The organism is Achromobacter sp. HZ01, from assembly GCF_003267925.1.
Lineage (GTDB): Bacteria > Pseudomonadota > Gammaproteobacteria > Burkholderiales > Burkholderiaceae_B > Achromobacter > Achromobacter pulmonis_A.
This window is the reverse complement of the sequence record NZ_LWKV01000003.1, coordinates 640,991-664,445: the sequence shown is the minus strand read 5'-3', so window position 1 is coordinate 664,445 and position 23,455 is coordinate 640,991. Positions and strand designations below refer to the sequence as shown.

Annotated in this window: 17 protein-coding genes; 7 read left to right on the top strand and 10 right to left on the bottom strand. The window is 66.8% G+C overall.

The features are described from left to right. Positions 1-17: 17 nt before the first annotated feature. Positions 18-2,885 (bottom strand): 2-oxoglutarate dehydrogenase E1 component, encoded by a 2,868-nt coding sequence (locus A6B37_RS19125; protein WP_111826632.1) that lies wholly within the window; start codon positions 2,883-2,885, stop codon positions 18-20. A gap of 328 nt (positions 2,886-3,213) precedes the next feature. Beyond that, the gene (locus tag A6B37_RS19120) at positions 3,214-3,684 is read right to left on the bottom strand and encodes a winged helix-turn-helix transcriptional regulator (protein WP_111826631.1); all 471 of its coding nucleotides are present in this window, start codon (positions 3,682-3,684) and stop codon (positions 3,214-3,216) included. Positions 3,685-3,876: 192 nt separating this feature from the next. On the opposite strand from A6B37_RS19120, the gene A6B37_RS19115 reads away from it, so the two are divergent. The 4 genes from A6B37_RS19115 (at position 3,877) to A6B37_RS19100 (ending at position 9,020) form a co-directional block, all read left to right on the top strand. Continuing rightward, positions 3,877-4,893: a 1-aminocyclopropane-1-carboxylate deaminase gene (locus A6B37_RS19115; protein ID WP_102774497.1), complete on the top strand. Its 1,017-nt coding sequence runs from the start codon at positions 3,877-3,879 to the stop codon at positions 4,891-4,893. A gap of 256 nt (positions 4,894-5,149) precedes the next feature. Continuing rightward, entirely contained in the window at positions 5,150-6,091 is a 942-nt protein-coding gene (puuE, locus tag A6B37_RS19110; RefSeq protein WP_111826699.1) for an allantoinase PuuE, read from the top strand. Between the two features lie 11 nt (positions 6,092-6,102). Continuing rightward, positions 6,103-7,785, top strand: coding sequence for a hydantoinase/carbamoylase family amidase (locus A6B37_RS19105; RefSeq protein WP_111826630.1), 1,683 nt, complete (start codon positions 6,103-6,105; stop codon positions 7,783-7,785). A 5-nt stretch (positions 7,786-7,790) separates the two neighbouring features. Further along, the gene (locus tag A6B37_RS19100) at positions 7,791-9,020 is read left to right on the top strand and encodes a M20/M25/M40 family metallo-hydrolase (protein ID WP_111826698.1); all 1,230 of its coding nucleotides are present in this window, start codon (positions 7,791-7,793) and stop codon (positions 9,018-9,020) included. A gap of 149 nt (positions 9,021-9,169) precedes the next feature. Here the strand turns inward: A6B37_RS19100 and A6B37_RS19095 are convergent, their stop codons facing one another. Next, positions 9,170-11,218, bottom strand: coding sequence for an oligopeptide transporter, OPT family (locus A6B37_RS19095; RefSeq protein WP_102774495.1), 2,049 nt, complete (start codon positions 11,216-11,218; stop codon positions 9,170-9,172). A 214-nt stretch (positions 11,219-11,432) separates the two neighbouring features. On the opposite strand from A6B37_RS19095, the gene mdeB reads away from it, so the two are divergent. The 3 genes from mdeB (at position 11,433) to A6B37_RS19080 (ending at position 17,195) form a co-directional block, all read left to right on the top strand. Then, positions 11,433-14,120, top strand: a complete 2,688-nt coding sequence (gene mdeB / locus A6B37_RS19090) for an alpha-ketoglutarate dehydrogenase (protein WP_111826629.1) — start codon at positions 11,433-11,435, stop codon at positions 14,118-14,120. A 185-nt stretch (positions 14,121-14,305) separates the two neighbouring features. Further along, the gene (locus A6B37_RS19085) at positions 14,306-16,603 is read left to right on the top strand and encodes an NADP-dependent malic enzyme (protein ID WP_102774493.1); all 2,298 of its coding nucleotides are present in this window, start codon (positions 14,306-14,308) and stop codon (positions 16,601-16,603) included. Between the two features lie 139 nt (positions 16,604-16,742). Further along, on the top strand, positions 16,743-17,195 hold the full coding sequence (locus A6B37_RS19080) for a DUF2214 family protein (protein ID WP_102774492.1): 453 nt from the start codon (positions 16,743-16,745) through the stop codon (positions 17,193-17,195). Between the two features lie 15 nt (positions 17,196-17,210). Here the strand turns inward: A6B37_RS19080 and A6B37_RS19075 are convergent, their stop codons facing one another. The 7 genes from A6B37_RS19075 to sdhC form a co-directional block, all read right to left on the bottom strand. Continuing rightward, positions 17,211-18,320: a hypothetical protein gene (locus A6B37_RS19075; RefSeq protein ID WP_111826628.1), complete on the bottom strand. Its 1,110-nt coding sequence runs from the start codon at positions 18,318-18,320 to the stop codon at positions 17,211-17,213. Positions 18,321-18,422: 102 nt separating this feature from the next. Next, on the bottom strand, positions 18,423-19,733 hold the full coding sequence (locus A6B37_RS19070) for a citrate synthase (protein ID WP_102774490.1): 1,311 nt from the start codon (positions 19,731-19,733) through the stop codon (positions 18,423-18,425). A gap of 20 nt (positions 19,734-19,753) precedes the next feature. Further along, complete coding sequence (locus A6B37_RS19065) at positions 19,754-20,014, bottom strand: succinate dehydrogenase assembly factor 2 (protein WP_102774564.1); 261 nt, start codon at positions 20,012-20,014, stop codon at positions 19,754-19,756. Between the two features lie 102 nt (positions 20,015-20,116). Next, positions 20,117-20,833 carry a succinate dehydrogenase iron-sulfur subunit gene (locus tag A6B37_RS19060; RefSeq protein WP_102774489.1) on the bottom strand — a complete coding sequence of 239 codons (717 nt, stop codon included), beginning with the start codon at positions 20,831-20,833 and terminating at the stop codon, positions 20,117-20,119. Positions 20,834-20,851: 18 nt separating this feature from the next. Continuing rightward, complete coding sequence (gene sdhA / locus A6B37_RS19055) at positions 20,852-22,630, bottom strand: succinate dehydrogenase flavoprotein subunit (RefSeq protein WP_111826627.1); 1,779 nt, start codon at positions 22,628-22,630, stop codon at positions 20,852-20,854. 3 nt (positions 22,631-22,633) lie between these two features. After that, positions 22,634-23,017, bottom strand: a complete 384-nt coding sequence (gene sdhD, locus A6B37_RS19050; protein WP_102774487.1) for a succinate dehydrogenase, hydrophobic membrane anchor protein — start codon at positions 23,015-23,017, stop codon at positions 22,634-22,636. Beyond that, positions 23,017-23,430, bottom strand: coding sequence for a succinate dehydrogenase, cytochrome b556 subunit (gene sdhC, locus A6B37_RS19045; RefSeq protein ID WP_102774486.1), 414 nt, complete (start codon positions 23,428-23,430; stop codon positions 23,017-23,019). The genes sdhD and sdhC overlap by 1 nt, the downstream gene beginning before the upstream one ends. Positions 23,431-23,455: the final 25 nt, after the last annotated feature.

Here is a 23,455-nt window from a genome sequence, read left to right as displayed (position 1 = left end):
CGCGCAGCTAGCGATGGTTACTTCGTCAACATGACCTTGAACTTGGGAGCGAAAGCCGCTTCGATCAGCGCCTTCTGCTGCTCCTGGTGCTTGGCCAGGTAGCCCACGGCCGGCGATGCCGACGCGGCGCGGCCCGCGTAACCCAGCTTCTGGCCTTCGGCCATATTCTCGTACACGTGATGTTGGATGTAGAACCACGGGCCCTGATTCTGGGGCTCGTCCTGGACCCAGATGACTTCGCTGGCCTTCGGGTACTTGCGCAGTTCGGCCTCGAAGGACTTGTGCGCGAACGGGTACAGCTGCTCGACGCGGATGATGGCGACGTTGTCGGCGCCACGCTCGCGGCGGGCGTTGACCAGGTCGTAGTAGACCTTGCCCGAGCAGGCCAGCACGCGCTTGACCTTGGCGGCGTCGATGGCCTCGTCGACCTCGCCGATGACCGGGCGGAAGCTGCCGCCGGCCAGTTCGGTCAGGGGCGAGCCGGCGTCCTTGTTGCGCAGCAGCGACTTGGGCGTGAACAGCACCAGCGGCTTGCGGAACGGGCGGATCATCTGACGACGCAGCACGTGGAAGATCTGCGACGCGGAGGTCGGCTGGATCACCTGCATGTTGTTGTCGGCGCAAAGCTGCAGGAAGCGCTCGATGCGGCCCGACGAGTGCTCGGGGCCCTGGCCTTCGTAGCCGTGCGGCAGCATCAGGGTCAGGCCCGACTGGCGGCCCCACTTGGCTTCGCCGGAGCTGATGAACTGGTCGATCACGACCTGGGCGCCGTTGACGAAGTCGCCGAACTGGCCTTCCCAGATGGTCAGCGTGTTGGGCTCGGCGCTGGAGTAGCCGTATTCAAAGCCCAGCACCGCCTCTTCGGACAGCACCGAGTCGATCACGGTGAACGGAGCCTGGCCTTCCGAGACGTTCTGCAGCGGAATGTAGGTGCCGTCGTTCCAGCGTTCGCGGTTCTGGTCGTGCAGCACGGCGTGGCGGTGCGTGAACGTGCCGCGGCCCGAGTCCTGGCCGGTGATGCGGATGGCGTAGCCCGAAGCCACCAGCGTGGCGAAGGCCAGGTGCTCGCCCATGCCCCAGTCCAGGTTCATTTCGCCCTTGGCCATGGTGCGGCGGTCGTTCAGCAGCTTGGCGACCAGCGGGTGCACGGTGAAGCCTTCCGGCACCGTGGTGATGCGTTCGCCGATACGCTTGAGCTCGGCCAGCGGCACGGCGGTGTCGGCCTGGTCGGTCCACTTGGCGCCCAGGAACGGCGACCAGTCGATGGCGTACTTGCTCTTGTAGTCGGTCAGCACCGGCTCGATGGTGCGCTGGCCGTCTTCCATCAGCTGGCGGTAGTCCTTGACCAGCTGGTCGGCTTCGCCTTCGGCCAGCACGCCCTGCGTGGTCAGCTTGTCGGCGTACAGCTTGCGCGTGCCGGGGTGATGGCCGATGCGCTTGTACATCAGGGGCTGCGTCAGCGAGGGGGTGTCCTGCTCGTTGTGGCCCAGCTTGCGGAAGCAGACGATGTCCACGACCACGTCGTGGCGGAACTGCAGGCGGTAGTCCAGCGCCAGCTTGGTGACGAACACCACGGCTTCGGGATCGTCGCCGTTGACGTGGAAGACCGGGGCTTCGATCATCTTGACCACGTCCGTGCAATACAGCGTCGAACGCGAGTCGCGCGGGTCGGAGGTGGTGAAGCCGATCTGGTTGTTGATGACGATGTGCAGCGTGCCGCCCGTGCCGTAGCCGCGGGTCTGCGCCAGGTTCAGCGTTTCCATGACCACGCCCTGGCCGGCGAATGCCGCGTCGCCGTGCACCAGCACCGGCAGCACTTGCTTGCCTTCGGCGTCGCCGCGGCGTTCCTGGCGGGCGCGGGCGCTGCCCTCGACCACCGGGTTGACGATTTCCAGGTGGGAGGGGTTGAAGGCCAGCGACAGGTGGACCGGGCCGCCGCGGGTGGACAGGTCGCTCGAGAAACCGTTGTGGTACTTCACGTCGCCGTCGGTCAGGCCTTCGGCGTGCTTGCCCTCGAATTCGGCGAACAGGTCGCCGGGCATCTTGCCCATGATGTTCACGAGCAGGTTCAGGCGGCCGCGGTGGGCCATGCCGACCACGATTTCCTGGACGCCGTTTTCACCGGCGTGGTTCACCACTTCGTCCATCGAGGCGATGAAGCTTTCGCCGCCTTCCAGCGAGAAGCGCTTCTGGCCGACGTACTTGGTGTGCAGGAAGCGCTCGAGGCCTTCGGACTCGGTCAGCTGCTGCAGGATGTGGCGCTTTTCTTCGGCCGTGTAGGTGGGCGCGCCCAGCGTGGCTTCCAGGCGTTCCTGGATCCAGCGCTTGGCGGCGGGGTCGGAGATGTGCGTGAATTCGGCACCGATGCTGCGGCAGTAGGTGTCGCGCAGCGCCTTCAGGATGTCGCGCAGCGTCATGGTGCTGGCGGTCGTGAAGTAGGTGTTGGTGGCCGAGTAGGTCTGGTCGAGGTCGGCTTCGGTCAGGCCGTAGAAGGCGGGATCGAGCTCGGGGATGGGCGGACGTTCCTGGCGCTTGAGCGGGTCCAGGTCGGCCCAGCGCGAACCCAGGGAGCGGTAGGCGGCGATCAGCGACTGAACGGAAACCTGCTTGCTGGCGACGCTGAGGTCGGGCTCGGCCGAGCGCTGCACGAAGGCGTTGGCGCGGGCGCGTTGAGCGAACGATTCGACGATGGGCGCGTGGGCCTGATCGCGGGTGGACTCCTGGCCGTCGGTGGCGGGAGCGTGCTGCAGCTGGTCGAAATATTCGCGCCAGTTGTCGGGCACCGAACCGGGGTTATCGAGGTAGGCTTCGTAAAGCTCCTCGACATACGGGGCATTACCCCCGAATAGATAAGACGTGGATAGAGATTCCAATTCCGAAGACATATCGCTTCACCTTTACGAGTGCTTCACTCGACACGATGCAGGAAAACCTTCCGCGACACGGGCTTCCCGGTTAGCGGATAGCAGGGGCAGAAGGCGCGTACAAGCCTTGAAAGCCGTATGCCCGAAAGTATAACCCTTTGAGTTTACGGGCGTCTGCCTGCGATTGCGTGCCGCAAAAGCGCATGGGGAATGGCTGCATGCGGTATTGGAATGTCCGGCGAACCCCTTCTATCGAGCCGTCTACGCGCGCTCAAAAACCGTCATTCCAAAATGCGGCGGCGCGTCATTTTTGATCGGACGCAAGGCGAGTGTTGCGTGTTCGCCGCGATCAGACCGGCAACTCGGTGGTGGACAGGATCTCTTTGAGCACGAAAAACGTGCGGATCTGGCGCACGCCGGGCAGTTTGATGATCTCGCCGGCGTGCAGTTTGTTGAACCGTTCCAGGTCGCGGATGCGCAGCATCAGGAAGTAGTCGAACTCGCCGGCCACCAGGTGGCACTCCAGGCAGCCGCTGATGCCGCGCGCGGCGGCTTCGAAGTCGGTGAAGGATTCGGGCGTGGAGCGGTCCAGCACCACCCCCACGATGACCAGCGTGGCCATGTCGACCTCGGCCGGTTCGAGCAGCGCGACGGTCTTGCGGATGATGCCCTCGGCCTTGAGCTTTTCGACCCGGCGCAGACAGGCGGCCGGGCTGAGGTGCACGCGCGCGCTCAGTTCCAGGTTGGTGATCTGGGCGTCCTCCTGCAGCACGCGCAGGATCTGGCGGTCGATGCGGTCCAGGCCGGAAATGGCTGCCATTAATACGTCCCTAAAAATTAAATTTCGCCAGGATTTTTATCTGCCAAATAATAAATCCATATCTGGATAATTATCTGTTTTAAAAAACGATGAATCAAAAAAATACGCAATTGACCAAATATTCGTGCGATTCCTATGATTTTTCCGTGCGAGCCATCCCGGCCGACACGTCCAGACCCCACAGGAGCCCGCATGGATCTGCAACGCTTTCCCCGTCATCGCCTGACCTTCGGCGATACCCCGATCGAAAAGCTCGACCGCCTGTCCGCGCACCTGGGCGGCAAGGTCGAGATCTACGCCAAGCGCGAGGACTGCAACAGCGGCCTGGCCTTCGGCGGCAACAAGCTGCGCAAGCTGGAGTACCTCATTCCGCAGGCCCTGGAACAGGGCTGCGACACGCTGGTCACGATAGGCGGCATCCAGTCCAACCACACCCGCATGGTCGCCGCGGTCGCGGCCAAGCTGGGACTGGGCTGCGTGCTGGTGCAGGAGAACTGGGTGGATTATTCGGATGCGGTGTATGACCGCGTCGGCAACATCATGATGAGCCGCCTGATGGGCGCCGACGTGCGCCTGGTGGACCAGGGCTTCGACATCGGCCTGCGCCCGAGCTGGGAGGAAGCGCTGGAAGAGGTGCGGCGGCGCGGCGGCAAGCCCTACGCCATTCCGGCCGGCGCCTCCGATCACGAACTGGGCGGCCTGGGTTATGTGGGCTTTGCCGAGGAAGTGCGGCGCCAGGAGGCCGAGCTGGGCTTCAAGTTCGACTACATCGTGGTCTGCGCCGTCACCGGCAGCACGCAGGCCGGCATGGTCGTGGGCTTCGCCGCCGACGGGCGCGCGGACCGCGTCATCGGCATCGACGCCTCGGCCACGCCGGACCAGACCCGCGCGCAGATCCTGCGCATCGCGCGGCGCACCGCCGACATGGTGGGGCTGGGCCGGGCCATCGAAGACCGCGACGTGGTGCTGGACACGCGCTACGCCTACCCCGCCTACGGCCTGCCCTCGGCCGAGACCAACGAGGCCATCCGCCTGTGCGCCCGGCTCGAAGGCATGATGACCGACCCGGTGTACGAGGGCAAATCGATGCAGGGCATGATGGACCTGGTGCGCCGCGGCGACATCCCCGCCGGCTCCCGCGTACTGTATGCGCACCTGGGAGGGGTGCCGGCGATCAACGCCTACAGCTTTCTGTACCGCAACGGATAAGAGCGCCTACGGCCCGCTGGGCTGGCCTTGCGGCGACCTGCGCTGAACGCCGGGCCCGCCCGGACTTGCCAGCGCGCCCCTTCCGCGCCCATGATGGCCATGGGCCCGCGCCCCGCCGGGAGTGCCCCCGAGCGGGGCGTTCTGTATCCGGCGCCGGCTTGACCGTCCAGATGATGTACATAATTTGTATACAAAACTGCGATTTCCGGCTATGGTGCCGGTCATCGCCGGTTCGCATTCCCACTCTTCGCCCGCCATGACTTACGACGCCACCCGCCCCTACCCACGCGACCTGATCGGCTACGGCCGCAACCCGCCGCATGCCGGCTGGCCGGGACAGGCTCGCATCGCCGTGCAGTTCGTGCTGAATTACGAGGAAGGCGGCGAGAACAGCGTGCTGCACGGCGACGCCGGTTCGGAACAGTTCCTGTCCGAGATGTTCAATCCCGCGAGCTATCCCGAGCGCCACCTCAGCATGGAAAGCATCTACGAGTACGGCTCGCGGGTCGGGGTGTGGCGCATCCTGCGCGAATTCGAAAAGCGGCAGTTGCCGCTGACCGTGTTCGGCGTCGGCATGGCCTTGCAGCGCCACCCCGAGGTGGCCAGCGCCTGCGTCGAGCTGGGCCATGAGATCGCCTGCCACGGCTGGCGCTGGATCCATTACCAGGACGTGGACGAAGCCACCGAGCGCGAACACATGCGCCTGGGCATGCAGGCCATCACGCAGCTGACCGGCACGCGCCCGCTGGGCTGGTACACCGGCCGCGACAGCCCGCGCACCCGCAGGCTGGTGGCCGACTACGGCGGCTTCGAGTACGACAGCGACTACTACGGCGACGACCTGCCCTTCTGGATGCTGGTGCGCAAGACCGACGGCGGCAGCGCGCCGCAGCTCATCGTGCCCTATACGCTGGACTGCAACGACATGCGCTTCGCGCTGCCGCAGGGCTTTTCGCACGCCGACCCGTTCCTGCAATACCTGAAAGACAGTTTCGACGCGCTCTACGCCGAAGGCGACGAGACGCCCAGGATGATGAGCATAGGCATGCACTGCCGGCTGCTGGGCCGCCCCGGACGCATCGTCGCGCTGCAGCGCTTCCTGGACCACATCGCCCGCCACGACCGCGTCTGGGTCTGCCGCCGGATCGACATCGCGCGCCACTGGAGAGCGGCGCATCCCTACACCCCTCAGCCCTGAACAGGACGGCCATGGCCCACACCCTAGCCCAACTCAATTCAGCCCCGCCCGCGGCCGCCGCCGCGATGCTCGAGGGCCTCTACGAACAAGCCCCCTGGATCGCCGAAAGCGCGCTGCGCTCGCGTCCGTTCCGCTCGCTGGCCGAGCTGCGCCAGCGCATGCGACAGGCGGTCGACGAGGCCGACGCCGAAACGCGCCTGGCGCTGGTGCGCGCCCATCCCGAGCCTGCGCACCTGCCCGAACGCGGCGCCGCCTACCGCGAGCGCTTCGGCTTTCCCTTCGTGCTGGCCCCGCAGGGCCCGCGCGGCACGGATCTGACGCGCCAGGAAATCGCCGACGAATTCGCGCGCCGCCAGGACAACCCGCCCGAGGTCGAGCTGCAGGAGGCGCTGCACCAGTTGCACCGCATCGCCGAGATCCGCCTGCAGGACCGCTTCGGCGAGGCGCCGGCCATCGGCAACGACATCTGGGACTGGGGCGAACGGCTCGCCGCGCACAGCGATCCGGGCTATGCGGAAAAAGGCCAGTTGACCGTCACCTACCTGACCGACGCGCACCGCGCCTGCGCCGGGCTGCTGTCGCAATGGATGCGCGACTGCGGCTTCGACGAGGTCGGCATCGACGCCGTCGGCAACGTGGTGGGCCGCTACCTGGCCGACCGCGCCGACGCGCCCACGCTGATGACCGGCAGCCACTACGACACGGTGCGCAACGCCGGCAAGTACGACGGCCGCCTGGGCATCTTCGTGCCCATGGCCTGCGTGCGCGAACTGAGCCGCGCCGGCCGGCGCCTGCCCTATCACCTGGAAGTGATCGGTTTCGCCGAAGAGGAAGGCCAGCGCTACCGCGCCACCTTCCTGGGCTCGGGCGCGCTGACCGGCGGTTTTCGCGAGGAATGGCTGGCGCAGCAGGACGCCGACGGCGTCAGCATGCGCGAGGCCATGGCGCGCGCCGGCCTGCGCCCCGAGGACATCCCGGCGCTGCGCCGCGATCCGGCGCGCTACCTGGGCTTTGTCGAAATCCATATCGAACAGGGTCCCGTGCTCTACGAGATGGGGCTGCCGCTAGCCGTGGTCACGTCCATCAACGGCTGCCTGCGCTACCAGGTCCAGGTTTCGGGCCTGGCCTGCCACGCCGGCACCACGCCGATGGATCGGCGCCGCGACGCCGCCGCCGCGGCCGCCGAGTTGGTGCTGTACGTGGAGCGGCGCGCCGCGCTCGACGGCGATTCGGTCGGCACCGTGGGCATGCTGGAAGTGCCCGGCGGCTCGATCAACGTGGTGCCCGGCGAGTGCCGCTTCAGCCTCGACCTGCGCGCGCCCAGCGACGCGCAGCGCGATGCGCTGGCCCGCGACGTGCTGGCCGAGCTGGAAGCCGTGTGCCGCCGCCGCGGCCTGCGCTACGCGCTGGAGGAAACCATGCGCGCCGCCGCCGCCCCCAGCGATCCCGCCTGGCAGCAGCGCTGGGAACGGGCCGTGGACGCGCTCGGGCTGCCGGTGCACCGCATGCCCAGCGGCGCCGGCCACGACGCCATGAAGCTGCACGAAATCATGCCGCAGGCCATGCTGTTCGTGCGCGGCCAGAATGCCGGCATCAGCCACAACCCGCGCGAATCCACCACCAGCGACGACATCCAGCTCGCCGCGCAGGCCATGCTCAACCTGCTCGACAACCTCGCCCACGAAACACCATGACCGCCATGACCGACTACGCCCGACTCGACGCCTGGATCGACGCCCACTTCGACGAAGAGGTCCGCTTCCTGCAGGAGCTGGTGCGCGTGCCCACCGACACGCCGCCCGGCAACAACGCCCCGCACGCCGAGCGCACCGCCGAGCTGCTGCAAGGCTTTGGCCTGCCGGCCGAGGCCCATCCGGTGCCGGCCGCGCAGGTCCGCGACTACGGGCTGCAATCCATCACCAACCTGATCGTGCGGCGCGAATACGGCGCCGGCGGGCCGCGCATCGCGCTCAACGCCCACGGCGACGTGGTGCCGCCCGGCGAGGGCTGGCGCCACGATCCCTACGGCGGCGAAATCGAGGACGGCTGCCTCTACGGCCGCGCCGCCGCCGTCAGCAAGAGCGACTTCGCCAGCTACACCTTCGCGCTGCGCGCGCTCGAGGCCGTGGCCCGTCCCGGCCGCGGCGCGGTCGAACTGCACTTCACCTACGACGAGGAATTCGGCGGCCTGCTGGGACCCGGCTGGCTGCTGTCGCAGGGGCTGACCCGGCCCGACCTGCTGATCGCGGCGGGCTTCAGCTACGAGGTCGTGACCGCGCACAACGGCTGTTTGCAGATGGAAGTGACCGTGCACGGCAAGATGGCCCACGCCGCCGTTCCCGCCACCGGCGTGGACGCGCTGCAGGCCGCCGTCGCGATACTGGGCGCGCTGTACGCGCAGAATGCGCGCTACCGCGAGATCCGCTCGCAGGTGCCCGGCATCACCCACCCCTACCTGAACATCGGCCGCATCGAAGGCGGCACCAACACCAACGTGGTGCCCGGCAAGGTGGTGTTCAAGCTGGACCGGCGCATGATCCCCGAGGAAAACGCCGCCGAAGTCGAGGCCGACATCCGCCGCATCATCGCCGAGGCCGCCGCCGCCCAGCCCGGCATCACGGTGGAGATCCGGCGCCTGCTGCTGGCCAACGCCATGCGCCCCCTGCCCGGCAATCAGCCGCTGGTGCAGGCCATCCAGAAACACGGGCAGGAACTGTTCGGCGAACCGATACCGGCCATGGGCACGCCGCTCTACACCGACGTGCGCCTGTATGCCGAAGCCGGCATCCCCGGCGTGATCTACGGCGCGGGGCCGAGAACCGTGCTGGAATCGCACGCCAAGCGCAACGACGAGCGCGTCGCGCTGGAGGATCTGCGGCGCGCCACCAAGGTGATTGCGCGCACGCTGTGTGATTTGCTGGGAGAGTGATGGGTTCCGCGCGCTTGATATTCGTTTTCTTGTTTTAAGGCATCTCGCGCTGCACCCATCCTACGACACCATGCCGTAGGATGGATGTAGCGCGGCAAACCCTCGGCAAAAACGCCACCGCCGACCGCGCGGAACCCATCGGTCGGCGCCTACGCCAACCTCAACACCCTGCGCCAGAACAACACCGCCACCAGCACGAACACCGCCAGTCCCAGGTAGGACGCGATGTGCTCGAAACCCGCGCCGGCAATCGCCAGCGGGGCCTCGGTGCCGGCCGCGCCGATGACGGCGGCCATCAGCACGCCGACCAGGCTTTCGCCCACGATCAGGCCGGAGGCGATCAGCACGCCACGGCGGTTGGCCGCGTCGGCGAACTGCTCGTAGGGCTGGCCGGCCGCGGCGGCGCGGCGGCGCAGCGCGCGCTCGAGCAGCCAGGCGAGGACCGCGCCGGCCACGATGGGCGCGGCCACGGTCGGCGGCAGGTAGATGCCGATGCCGACCGCCAGCACCGGCATGCGGGCCACGCGGCAGGTGCGCTTGAGCACCTGGTCCACCAGGATCAGGCCCAGGCCGACCAGCATGCCGATGACGATCATGGTCCAGTTGAGCTGGTGCGTGAAGATGCCGCGGGCGATGGCCAGCATCAGCGTGGCCTGGGGCGCCGACAGGGCCTGCGCCGGGTCCATGCCTTCGCGCGGCATGGAATCGGCGAAACCGTAGGCGTTGTACAGCAGCTCCAGCACCGGCGAAATCACCGCCGCGCCGGCCACGCAGCCGATCAGCAGGGCCACCTGCTGGCGCCACGGGGTCGCGCCCACCAGCCAGCCGGTCTTCAGGTCCTGCAGGTTGTCGTTGGAGATCGAGGCCACGGCCACCACCGCCGAGGTGCTGAAGATCGACAGCGCGATCGCCATCTGCACGCCGTTCTCGGCGCCCAGCAGCTCGCCGCCCAAGGTCAGCATCAGCAGCGACACCAGCACGATGGCCACGATGCCCACGCCCGAGATCGGGCTGGTCGACGAACCCACCAGGCCGGCCATGTAGCCGCAGGCGGCCGCCACCAGGAAGCCGAACACGAAGGCGAACAGCACGGCGTAGGCCACCAGCTTCCAGATCGCGCCGGCCGACAGCGGCGCGCCCGACAGGAACACCTGGAAGGTCACGACCAGCACCACCACCAGCGCCAGCGTCACCACCGAGATCCAGCCCGCCGACAGGTCGCGTTCGGTGCGCGGGGCGCGGCCGGCGCGGGCGGCGCCGGCCTTGGTCAGGGCCGCGAACGAGGCTTTCACGCCGCGCGCCATCGGCATGAACAGCGTGGCCAGCGTCCAGATGGCGCCCACGCCGATCACGCCGGCGCCGATGAAGCGCACCTGCGTGGCCCACAGGCCGTTGGCGTATTGCGCGATCGTCTGGCCGGCGGGCATGTCGCCCATCGCGCTCAGGATCGGCACCGCGATGCCCCACGAAATGACCAGCCCGGTCAGCATGGCCAGGCCCGCGACGATGCCGATGAGGTAGCCGGCGCCCAGCAGCGCCAGCGAAAAGCCCATGGGCAGGCGGAACACCGCCCCGCCCAGCGAGAACCAGCCGCTGACGCTGTCGCCCAGCACCCGCAGGCCGCTGGCCGCGAAGCTGACCGCGGCGGCGGTCAGGCCGCCGGCCACGATGTCGCCCATGCCGGTGGCGGTCCTGGCCGGCGCCTGCCCGGCGTCGGCCGCCTCGTCCTGGCTGCGCTCGGCGCTGCCCACGCGCAGGATCTCGGCCGCCGCCACGCCTTCGGGGTACGGCAGGTCGCTCTGCACCACCATCACGTGGCGCAGCGGAATCGTGAACATGACGCCCAGCATCCCGCCGGCGGCGCAGATGCCCAGCGTCTGCCAGAACGGAAAGCCCTGCCAGTGGCCCATCATGACGAGCGCCGGCAGGATGAAGATGATCGAGGACAGGGTGCCGGCCGCCGAGGCCTGGGTCTGCACCATGTTGTTCTCGAGGATATTGGCGTCCTTGAACAGGCGCAGCACGGACATCGAAATCACCGCCGCCGGGATGGCCGACGAGAACGTCAGGCCCACCTTCAGCCCCAGAAACACGTTGGAGGCGGTAAAAATGATGGTGATCAGGGCGCCCAGCAGGATGCCGCGGAACGTCAGCTCCGGCAGCGTGACCTCTGCGGGGACGCTGTTGGGTTGGGTCATGGAAATCTTCCTTAATTTCTAGCCGCGAATTCTAGCGCCTCGCAGGCATCGGTCCGGGAAGGTGGCGATCGGGCGAATCTGCGGCATAAGCTGCTGCAGGCAGCCCACCCTGCAAAAGATTATGCTGAAACTGCGGGAATTGCGTCGGAATTTCAATCACCCATGCCAGGGGTTGGGGTCTAGCATGAACATTAAACCAGGAGACAACACCACCATGCGCGACGCCAGTTCCCTGCGTTCGGGGCAGGACCCGGACCACGATATCGACCCCGACGAAACCGCCGAATGGCGCGACGCCCTGCAGTCGCTGGCGCAGGCCGAAGGCCCCGTGCGCGCGGCCTACGTGCTGGACAATCTGCTGGGCCATGCCGCCACGCTGGGCCTGCGCGCCCGGCGCCAGACGCGCACGGCCTACCTGAACACCATCCCCGCCGACCAGGAACCGGCGTTTCCGGGCAATCTGGCCGTCGAAGAGCGCATCGCCCGCATCAACCGCTGGAACGCGCTGGCGATGGTGGTGCGCGCCAACCAGGCGCACGGCGAGCTGGGCGGGCACATCGCCAGCTACGCCTCGGCCGCCGACCTGTTCGAGGTGGGCTTCAATCATTTCTTCCGCGCGCGCACACCGCAGGGACCGGGCGACCTGGTCTACATGCAGCCGCACTCGGCGCCCGGCGTGTACGCCCGCGCCTACCTGGAAGGCTTTCTGAGCGAGGACGACCTGGCGCATTTCCGCCAGGAAATCACCGCCACCGGACGCGGCCTGCGCGGCCTGTCTTCCTACCCGCACCCGTGGCTGATGCCGGATTTCTGGCAGTTTCCCACCGGCTCGATGGGGATCGGCCCGATCAACGCGATCTACCAGGCGCGCTTCATGCGCTATCTCGAACACCGCTCGCTGATGCCCGGCGGCGACCGCAAGGTCTGGGGCATTTTCGGCGACGGCGAAATGGACGAGCCTGAATCCATCGCCGCGCTGACGCTGGCCGCGCGCGAAAAGCTCGACAACCTGGTGTTCGTGGTCAATTGCAACCTGCAGCGCCTCGACGGCCCGGTGCGCGGCAACGGCCGCATCATCGACGAGCTGGAAACGCTGTACGCCGGCGCCGGCTGGAACGTCATCAAGCTGGTCTGGGGCAGCGACTGGGACGCGCTGCTGCGCCGCGACACCGGCGGCGCGCTGGCGCGCGCGTTCTCCAATACCGTGGACGGTCAGTTCCAGACCTTCGCCGCCAACGACGGCGCCTTCAACCGCGCCCATTTCTTCAACCAGAATCCCGAGCTGGCCGCGCTGGTGGCCGACTGGACCGACGAAGCCATCGACCGCCTGCACCGCGGCGGCCACGACATGGTGAAGATCTACGCCGCCTATCACCGCGCGGCGAACCACCGCGGCCAGCCCACCGTCATCCTGGCGCAGACCAAGAAGGGCTTCGGCATGGGCGCGGCCGGCCAGGGCAAGATGACCACCCACCAGCAGAAGAAGCTGGACGACGAGGCCCTGCTGGCCTTCCGCGACCGCTTCGCGCTGCCGATCTCCGACGCCGACTGCCTGGCGCTGAAGTTCTACCGCCCCGCCGAGGACAGCGCCGAACTGCGCCACCTGCAGGCGCGCCGCGAGGCGCTGGGCGGGCACCTGCCGCGGCGCGGCACGCAGGCGCCGCGCCTGGCGCCGCCGGCCGCCGAGCAATGGGCGCGCTTCGCGCTGGCCGCCGACGGCAAGGAAATGTCTTCCACCATGGCCATCGTGCGCATGCTGACCGCGCTGCTCAAGGACGCCACCGTGGGCCCGCGCATCGTGCCCATCGTCGCCGACGAGGCTCGCACCTTCGGCATGGCCAACCTGTTCCGGCAGATCGGCATCTATTCGGCGCAGGGCCAGCTGTACGAGCCCGAGGACATCGGGTCGGTGCTGTACTACCGCGAGGCCCGCGACGGCCAGATCCTGGAAGAAGGCATTACCGAGGCCGGCGCGATTTCCTCCTGGACCGCCGCCGGCACCAGCTACTCGGTCAACGGCCTGCCGATGCTGCCGTTCTATATCTACTACTCGATGTTCGGCTTCCAGCGCATCGGCGACCTGATCTGGGCGGCCGCCGACCAGCGCACGCGCGGCTTCCTGATCGGCGCCACGTCGGGGCGCACCACGCTGGGCGGCGAAGGCCTGCAGCACCAGGACGGCTCCAGCCACATCATGGCGGCGGCGGTGCCCAACTGCCGCGCCTACGATCCGGCCTATGCCTACGAGGTCGCCGTGATCGTCGAGCACGGCATGCGCCGCATGCTCGACGAGCAGCACGACGAGTTCTACTACCTGACCGTCACCAACGAGAACCTGGCGCAGCCCGACATGCCCTCGGACCCGCAGGCGCGCGAAGGCATTCTGCGCGGCATGTACCGCCTGCGTCCGGCCCGCGGCCAGGCCCAGGTGCGCCTGCTGGGCGCCGGCCCCATGCTGCGCGAGGCCGAAATGGCCGCCGAGCGGCTGCTGGCCGACCACGGAGTGGACGCCGAAGTCTGGAGCGTGACCAGCTTTTCCGAACTGGCCCGCGCCGGCCGCCAGGCCGAGCGCGCCCGCGTGCTGGGCCTGGAATCCGGCGCGGCCGCCGACTGGGTGCAAGCCTGCCTGGGCGGCAGCGACGCGCCGGTCGTCGCCGCCACCGACTACGTGCGCGCCGTGCCCGAACAGATCCGCGCCTGGGTGCCCGCGCCCTATCGCACGCTGGGCACCGACGGCTTCGGCCGCAGCGACACCCGCGCCCAGCTGCGCGATTTCTTCGAAGTCAGCGCCGACTGGATCGTGCTCTACGCCCTCGACAGCCTGGGCCGGCAGGACGACGCCCAGGCCGTGCGCGCCCGGCTGAACGCGGCGGGCCGCCAGACCCCGCCCTGGGAGCTGTAACGGCCGCAAGACGGGCGGACGAGGCGCCCCGCCGTCAACGTTCGCTGCACCGCAACAACCAAGTCGCCCCGCTTTCTGTTGAAATACGGGTGTTCCCAAGCATTGCCAAACCAATACGGCGGGCCGCGAGCCCGCTTTTTGCAGTCCGTTTTCTCTTCCGTTTTACGCCTCTAAGGCTTGTACCCATGGACGAAACTCTCACCAAACTGGCGCTGGACTACCACGCCTACCCCACCCCCGGCAAAATCTCGGTCACCCCGACCAAGACGCTGGCCAACCAGGACGACCTGTCCCTGGCCTATTCCCCCGGCGTGGCGGCCGCGTGCATGGCCATCTTCGACCAGGGCGACGACGCCGCGTCCAAGTACACCTCGCGCGGCAACCTGGTGGGCGTGATCACCAACGGCACGGCCGTGCTGGGCCTGGGCAATATCGGCCCGCTGGCCGCCAAGCCGGTCATGGAAGGCAAGGGCTGCCTGTTCAAGAAGTTCGCCGGCATCGACGTGTTCGACATCGAACTGGCCGAAAACGACCCCGACAAGCTGGTCGACATCATCGCGGCGCTCGAACCCACGCTGGGCGGCGTCAACCTCGAGGACATCAAGGCGCCCGAGTGCTTCTACATCGAGAAGAAGCTGCGCGAGCGCATGAAGATCCCCGTCTTCCACGACGACCAGCACGGCACCGCCATCATCTCGTCGGCCGCCATCCTCAACGGCCTGAAGGTCGTGGGCAAGGATCTCGGCTCGGTCAAGCTCGCCTGCTCGGGCGCCGGCGCCGCCGCCATCGCCTGCCTGGACCTGCTGGTCAACCTGGGCGTCAAGCGCGAGAACATCTACGTGGTGGACTCCCGCGGCGTGATCTGGGAAGGCCGCGACGAGAACATGGAGGCCAACAAGAAGCGCTACGCGCAGAAGACCGACGCGCGCACGCTGGCCGACGTGGTCAACGGCGCCGACGTGTTCCTGGGCTGCTCGACCGCCGGCGTGCTGACCGCCGACATGGTCAAGACCATGGCCGCCAGCCCGCTGATCCTGGCGCTGGCCAACCCGGAACCGGAAATCCGGCCGGAAGTCGCCAAGGCCGCGCGCCCCGACTGCATCATCGCCACCGGCCGTTCGGACTACCCGAACCAGGTCAACAACGTGCTGTGCTTCCCCTTCATCTTCCGCGGCGCCATGGACGCCGGCGCCTCGCGCATCACGGAAGAAATGAAGCTGGCCTGCGTCAAGGCCATCGCCGAACTGGCCCAGGCCGAGCAGAACGACGAAGTGGCCCGCGCCTACGCCGGCCAGGAGCTGTCGTTCGGCCCCGACTACATCATTCCCAAGCCCTTCGACCCGCGCCTGATCGTCCAGATCGCGCCGGCCGTGGCCCAGGCCGCCGCCGACTCGGGCGTGGCCGCCCGTCCCATCGAGGACATCGAGGCCTACCGCCAGAAACTGATGGGCTTCGTCTACCACTCCGGCCAGCTGATGCGTCCGCTGTTCGCCCAGGCCAAGAAGGCGCCCAAGCGCGTCATCTATGCCGACGGCGAAGACGAGCGCGTGCTGCGCGCGGTGCAGACCGTCAGCGACGAGAAGCTGGCCTTCCCGATCCTGGTCGGCCGCCCCTCCGTCATCGAGATGCGCATCAAGAAGTTCGGCCTGCGCCTGCTCGCCGGCAAGGATTTCGAGATCGTCGATCCCGAAGACGACAGCCGCTTCAACGAAACCTGGAACGCGTACTACCAGCTCAAGGGCCGCGAAGGCGTGACCCCGGCCATCGCCAAGGCGATGATCCGCAAGCACAACACGCTGATCGGCGCGATGCTGCTGCGCCGCGGCGACGCCGACGCGCTGCTGTGCGGCGTGGCCAGCAAGTACGACAACCAGCTCAAGTACGTGGACGAGATCATCGGCCGGAAGGAAGGCCAGACCTACGCCGCCCTGAACGTGCTGATGCTGCCCGACCAGACGCTGTTCGTCACCGACACGCACGTCAACGAAAACCCGACGGCCGAAGAAGTGGCGAACATCACGATCCAGGCCGCCGACGAGATGGTGCGCTTCGGCGTGGTGCCCAAGATCGCGCTGCTGTCGCACTCCAACTTCGGCAGCCGCGCGACCGACTCCTCGCGCAAGATGGCGCAGGCCAACCAGCTGGTGCGCGACCGCGCCCCCGACCTGGAAGTCGACGGCGAAATGCACGCCGACGCCGCCCTGTCGGAGAAGATCCGCATGCTGGCCTACCCGGACAGCACGTTGAAGGGCCGCGCCAACCTGCTGGTCATGCCCAACCTGGACACCGGCAACATCACGTACAACATGCTGAAGATGACCGGCAGCAACGGCATCGCCATGGGTCCGATCCTGCTGGGCGCGGCGCGCCCGGTGCACATCCTGACCACCAGCGCCACCGTGCGCCGCATCGTCAACATGACGGCGCTGGCCGTGGTGGACGCGCAGCAGGAAGCCGCCGAGGCCGCCAAGAAGCGCCGTTGATTCCCGACGGCCGCTAAGGCAAAGGGCGCCCGCCGTTCGCGGCGGCGCCCTTTTTCTTTGCAGGCGGCCAGGCCATCGCGCTGGCCCGCCTGCCTGTGCTGATGGTAAAACCGGTGTTGCCCTTGCTTATGGAGTCAACATGCTGGCCGATGCCCTGTATGCCTGGTTTCACTACCTGGCGATTTTCCTGCTCGTGGTGGTCCTGACGGCCGAAGCGGTGCTGCTGCGTCCCGAGCTCACCGTCAATGGCCTCAAGCGCCTGGTCATCTACGACCGCCTCTATCTGGCCAGCGCCGTGGTCGTGCTCATCACCGGCGTGCTGCGCCTGACGCTGGGCATCAAGGGCGCCGCCTTTTACATGGCCAATCCCTGGTTCCACGCCAAGATCACGCTGTTCGTCATCATCGCGCTGTGTTCGATCCCGCCCACCATGACCTTCCTGCGCTGGGCCAGGCAGTCGCGCCAGCAGCCGGAATTCCTGCCGGCGGCGGCCGACATCAAGCGCGCCCGCCGCTGGGTCATGATCGAATCGCACCTGTTCATCTTCCTGCCGCTGTTCGCCGTGCTGATGGCGCGCGGCATCGGCGCGTAGGACGCGCGCCGCCGCTCAGGGGCAGGACGCCCTGCTCTGCTGCGGCTCCTGGTCGCCCACGGTGATGGTGGCGAAATGGAAAACGCCCACCGCGTCGTTCTTCACCACCTCCACGACCTCGCCGGCCAGCGTCTGCATCACCGACATGCCCTCGGGTACGTCGGCCGCGCCATCGCGCTGCGCGGCCTGGCCGTTCCAGGGGCTCAACACCAGCACGCCCGGAAACGGCTCGCGCCGGTCGCCGCGGCCGCGCCGCGTCGTCTTGACCCGGGTGCCGGCGGCGTAGCGCAGCTCGCCCAGGCGCGCCGCGCAGGCCAGTTCCGCATTGTCGACCCGCAGCAGGCGCCGCGCTTCGTCCAGGTATAGCGTGGGCTCGCTCAGGGGCAGCCCGTAAATGCGCAGCGCCACCGGATTCTTGACCTCGATGCGCCAGCGGTCGGGATCGCGCGAGCCATCGGTGTAGACCGAACCGTCCGAGCCATAGACCACCGAACCCGGCGCAAGCGCCAGGTCCCCGGCCCGGTTGCCCGGACCCAGCACGCACTTATCCAGCGCCTTCATGGCGCCGTCGGGCGCCACGTCGAACTCGATATCCTGGGTGGCGTCGCATCGCCAGCCCAGCACCGTCTGGCTGCCCTCGCCGCGCAGGATGACGTTGCGCGGATGGCGGCCCAGCAAGGCGTAGGTCTCGCGGTCGTAGTCGGAATCCAGGTAGCGGCGCGCGCTCGTGGCCTGAACGCCATACATGGCCACCGGCCGCGGGAACTGCGCTTCGAGATAGGTTTCCAGCTGCGCTTCGTCCTGCAGCTCCAGGCGCGTGCCGGCCGGCATGGCGACGCCGCCCACCGTGGTCTCTTGCTGCAAGGTCACCTTGCGCGCGGCCTGGGCGCGCGCGCTTTCCTTCTCCACCTGCCAGATCGCCATCTGGACCCAGGCATAGAAAGCGAAAGGCACGGCCAGCACCGCGAATATCAGGGCAGAGGTCTTCCAGTACCTGCGCACCGTGCGGCGCGCGCCCGCGCTGGCGACCAGGACCAGCGCCCAGCCGAGCAGCGCCAGGCCGGCAAGAAAACCGAGGGAAACAAAGATATAGAAGCCGGCGGAAGGCAGTGCGATCGGAATCATGGGCAGGATGATATACGCCTACGGGCGCCTGCCCGCCGCGCGGGCCGGCCCGGCAACAAAAAACCGCCCGAAGGCGGTTTATTGTTCAAGCCGGAAAGCGTATCAACGCTTGTCCATCGGGGGCACGTCGCGCGTGACCGAACCGGTGAACAGCTGGCGCGGACGGCCGATCTTGTAGTCGGGATCGGACAGCATCTCGTTCCACTGGGCGATCCAGCCCACCGTGCGGGCCAGCGCGAAGATGGCCGTGAACAGCGAGGTCGGGATGCCGATGGCGCGCTGCACGATGCCCGAGTAGAAGTCGACGTTCGGGTACAGCTTGCGCTGCACGAAGTACGGATCTTCCAGGGCGATGCGTTCCAGTTCCATGGCCAGCTTGAACAGCGGGTCGTTTTCCAGGCCCAGGGCCGAGAGCACTTCCTTGCAGGTTTCCTGCATCAGCTTGGCGCGCGGGTCGTAGTTCTTGTAGACGCGGTGGCCAAAGCCCATCAGGCGCACGCCCGAGTTCTTGTCCTTGACCTTCTCCATGAACTCGCCGACCTTGGCGATGCCGCCGTTGGCTTGCAGGTCTTCCAGCATCTGCAGGCAGGCTTCGTTGGCGCCGCCGTGGGCCGGACCCCACAGGCAGGCCACGCCGGCCGAGATGGCGGCGAAGGGGTTGGTCCCCGACGAACCGCACAGGCGCACGGTCGAGGTGGAGGCGTTCTGTTCGTGGTCGGCGTGCAGGATGAAGATGCGGTCCAGCGCGCGCTCGACGACTTCATTGACCTTGTATTCTTCGCACGGGGTGGCGAACATCATGCGCAGGAAGTTGCCCGTGTAGGACAGGTCGTTCTGCGGGTAGATGAAGGGCTGGCCTTGCGAGTACTTGTAGGCCATCGCGACCAGCGTCGGCATCTTGGCGATCAGGCGGATGGCCGAGATGTGGCGGTGCTGCGGGTTCGTGATGTCGGTGGAGTCGTGGTAGAACGCCGACAGCGCGCCGACCAGGCCCGTCAGGACGGCCATCGGGTGCGCGTCGCGGCGGAAGCCGCGCAGGAAGAAATGCAGCTGCTCGTTGACCATCGTGTGATGGGTCACCTGCGAGTCGAAATCGGCCTTCTGGTCCTTGTTGGGCAGTTCGCCGTTCAGGATCAGGTAGCAGATGTCCATGAAGTCGCAGTTCACGGCCAGCTGTTCGATGGGGTAGCCGCGGTACAGCAGTTCGCCCTTGTCGCCGTCGATGTACGTGATGCCCGATTCGCAGGCGGCGGTGGACATGAAGCCCGGGTCAAACGTGAACATGCCCGTCTGGCCGTAAAGCTTGCGGATGTCGATCACATCCGGACCGACCGTGCCCTTGTACACAGGGAACTCGATGGGGGCGCTGCCATCCGAAAAGGATAGCGTGGCTTTTTTGTCAGACAGGTTCATGCTTTTTTCCTCTCAATTAATCAGAGCGCGCGCATCTGGCCAATAATGCTCCGCAGCCTGGGCGTGTCCAGCTCGCCTTCCAGCTCTTTGCGGGCCAGCAGCAGGTCGAGCAGATCGTTGTCTCCCAGCTCGAACAACTGCGTCAATGCGGCTACGTCATCATCGGTCAGCTCGGCCTCGTGGGCATCGAGATACCGGGTGATGATCAAGTCGTTTTCGAGCAGACCACGGCGTGCCCGCCAACGCAGACGCGCCCGCTGTAGTTCAGTAAGCCTGCTCATCATTACACCTTAATAAAAAGTCCTGCGCCGGGCCCGTCAGGCAGGCTGGCCGTCCCCGTTTTACAGGGGACATGGCCCGGCATTACATACAGACCGTAAACACTAGACCGTGCGACGGACCAGCAGTTCCTTGATCTTGCCGATCGCCTTGGTCGGGTTCAGGCCCTTGGGGCAGACGTCGACACAGTTCATGATGGTGTGGCAGCGGAACAGGCGGTACGGATCGTCCAGGTTGTCCAGGCGCGAGCCCGTGGCTTCGTCGCGGCTGTCGGCGATGAAGCGGTAGGCTTGCAGCAGGCCGGCCGGGCCGACGAACTTGTCCGGATTCCACCAGAACGACGGGCAGGAAGTGGAACAGCACGCGCACAGGATGCACTCGTACAGGCCGTCGAGCTCTTCGCGGGCCTCGGGCGACTGCAGGCGCTCTTTTTCGGGCGGCGGCGTGTCGTTGATGAGGTACGGGCGGATCGAGTGGTACTGGTTGAAGAAGTGCGTCATGTCCACGATCAGGTCGCGGATCACGGGCAGGCCCGGCAGCGGACGCAGGACGATGGGTTCCTTCAGTTCGCGCAGGTTGGTGATGCAGGCCAGGCCGTTCTTGCCGTTGATGTTCATGGCGTCCGAACCGCACACGCCTTCACGGCACGAGCGGCGCAGGGCCAGGCTGTCATCCACGTCGTTCTTGATGCGCACCAGCGCATCGAGCAGCATCTTGTCGGTGGGCTGGAGTTCGACTTCCAGCTTCTGCATGTAAGGGCGCTCGTCCTTGTCCGGATCGTAGCGGTAGATTTCGAACTTGACGATTCTCTTGGTGCTCATAATAGGCTCTATCCGGACTTAGAAGGTACGTGCCTTGGGCGGGAAGGACTCGACCGTCAGCGGCTTCATCTGCACGGGCTTGTACTCCAGGCGGCTGCCTTCGGAGTACCACAGCGTGTGCTTGAGCCAGTTCTCGTCGTCGCGGTTCGGGTGGTCATCCAGCGCGTGGGCGCCGCGGCTTTCGGTGCGGTTGGCCGCCGACTTGATCGTGGCGCGGGCCACTTCGGTCATGTTGGCGATTTCCAGCGCTTCGACGCGCGCGGTGTTGAACACCTTGGACTTGTCCTTGAAGTAGATGTCCTGGGCCTGCTTGGCCAGGTCTTCGATCTGCTCGACGCCTTCGTTGAGCAGGTCCAGCGTGCGGAACACGCCGCAGTGGCGCTGCATCGAGAAGCGGATGGCGTTGCCGATGTCCTGGGGCTTCTCGCCCGAGGTGCGCGATTCGAGGCGGTTGATGCGGTCCAGCGAGAACTCGACGGCCTGCTGCGGCACCGGCTGGTGCGAGTGCTGGCGCTCGGGGTGCGAATTCACGATGTGGTTGCCGGTGGCGCGGCCGAACACGATCAGGTCGAGCAGCGAGTTGGTGCCCAGGCGGTTGGCGCCGTGCACCGACACCGCGGCGCATTCGCCGATGGCGTACAGGCCGTTGACGATCTTGTTCTCGCCGTTTTCGCGCGTCAGCACCTGGCCGTGGTAGTTGGCCGGGATGCCGCCCATCTGGTAGTGGATGGTCGGGACGACGGGGATCGGTTCCTTGATCGGGTCGACGTTGCCGAACTTGATGGCGATTTCGCGGATCGAGGGCAGGCGCTTGTTGATCACGTCGGCGCCCAGGTGGTCGAGCTTCAGGACCACGTAGCTGCCGTCCGGACCGCAGCCGCGGCCTTCCTTGATTTCCTGGTCCATCGAGCGCGAGACGAAGTCGCGCGGGGCCAGGTCCTTCAGCGTAGGCGCATAGCGCTCCATGAAGCGCTCGCCATCCTTGTTCAGCAGGATGCCGCCTTCGCCGCGCACGCCTTCGGTGATCAGCACGCCGGCGCCGGCCACGCCGGTCGGGTGGAATTGCCAGAATTCCATGTCCTGCAGCGGGATGCCCGCGCGGGCGGCCATGCCCAGGCCGTCACCGGTATTGATGAAGGCGTTGGTGGAAGCGGCCCAGATGCGGCCGGCGCCGCCGGTGGCCAGCACCGTGGTCTTGGCTTCCAGAATGTAGATTTCGCCCGTTTCCATTTCGAGGGCGGTCACGCCCACGACGTCGCCGGCCTCGTTGCGCAGCAGGTCCAGCGCCATCCATTCGACGAAGAACTGGGTGCGCGCGGCGACGTTGCGCTGGTAGAGGGTGTGCAGCAGCGCGTGGCCGGTGCGGTCGGCCGCGGCACAGGCGCGCTGGACCGGCTTCTCGCCGAAGTTGGCGGTGTGGCCGCCGAACGGGCGCTGGTAGATCGTGCCGTCGGGGTTGCGGTCGAAGGGCATGCCGAAGTGCTCGAGCTCGTACACGGCGTTCGGGGCTTCGCGGCACATGAATTCGATGGCATCCTGGTCGCCCAGCCAGTCCGACCCCTTGACAGTGTCGTACATGTGCCAGTACCAGTTGTCTTCGCTCATGTTGCCCAGCGAGGCGCTCACGCCGCCCTGGGCGGCAACCGTGTGCGAACGCGTGGGGAACACTTTGGACAGCACCGCAACGGACAGGCCCGCTTGGGACAGTTGCAGCGAACAACGCATGCCGGCTCCACCGGCACCGACGACCACCACATCAAACTGGCGGCGCGGCAGGGATTTCAGGACAGAGACCACGGCTTAAATGCTCCAGAGGATTTGCGCAAAGTAAACGACCGAACCGACCAGCCAGAGGATCGTCAGCACTTGCAGCAGCAGGCGCAGGCCCGCCGACTTGACGTAGTCCATCCAGATGTCGCGCACGCCAATCCAGGCGTGCCAGGCCAGCGCAACGAATGCCAGGGTGGCCAGGATCTGGCCGACCGGAAGAACGCCCACGTAGAAATTGAACAGCGCGGTCCAGTGTTCGTACGTGAAGGCCGGCATCATCAGGATGCCGATGAGCAGCACCAGCGTGTACACGGCCATGATGACCGCGGTGACGCGCTGAATGATGAAATCCATGACGCCGTAATGGGCGCCCACGACCAGACGCTTGGGTCCGTAGTTTTTGACGTCGGCCATTACAGCACTCCGAACAGTTTGAGGGCGAACACGAGGGTCAGCGCGAGGCTCACCCCGAAAACCACGCCGGCGCTCTTCTTGGCCGACAGCTTGTCGATGCCGAGATGCAGGTCCAGCAGCAGGTAGCGGATACCGGCGCAGAAGTGGTGCAGATAACCCCAGACGAGGACCAGGAACACGAGCTTGACTATCGGGTTGCCGGCGTACACGGCCACGGCGGCGAACGTCTGCGGCGCGGCCACGCTGGCCGCGAACAGCGGCAGGATGACCAAGGGAAGACAGAGGAACAGCAGCGCGCCGCTGACGCGGTGCAGGATGGACAGTTTGCCGGCCAGGGGCAGGCGATAGCTGGCGAGTTGCGCAATGCCAATATTGCGAAACTGCGGACGTGGCTTGGCAGCGGTGTCGGACATGACGGCCTCGGTGTTTCGGAACTAG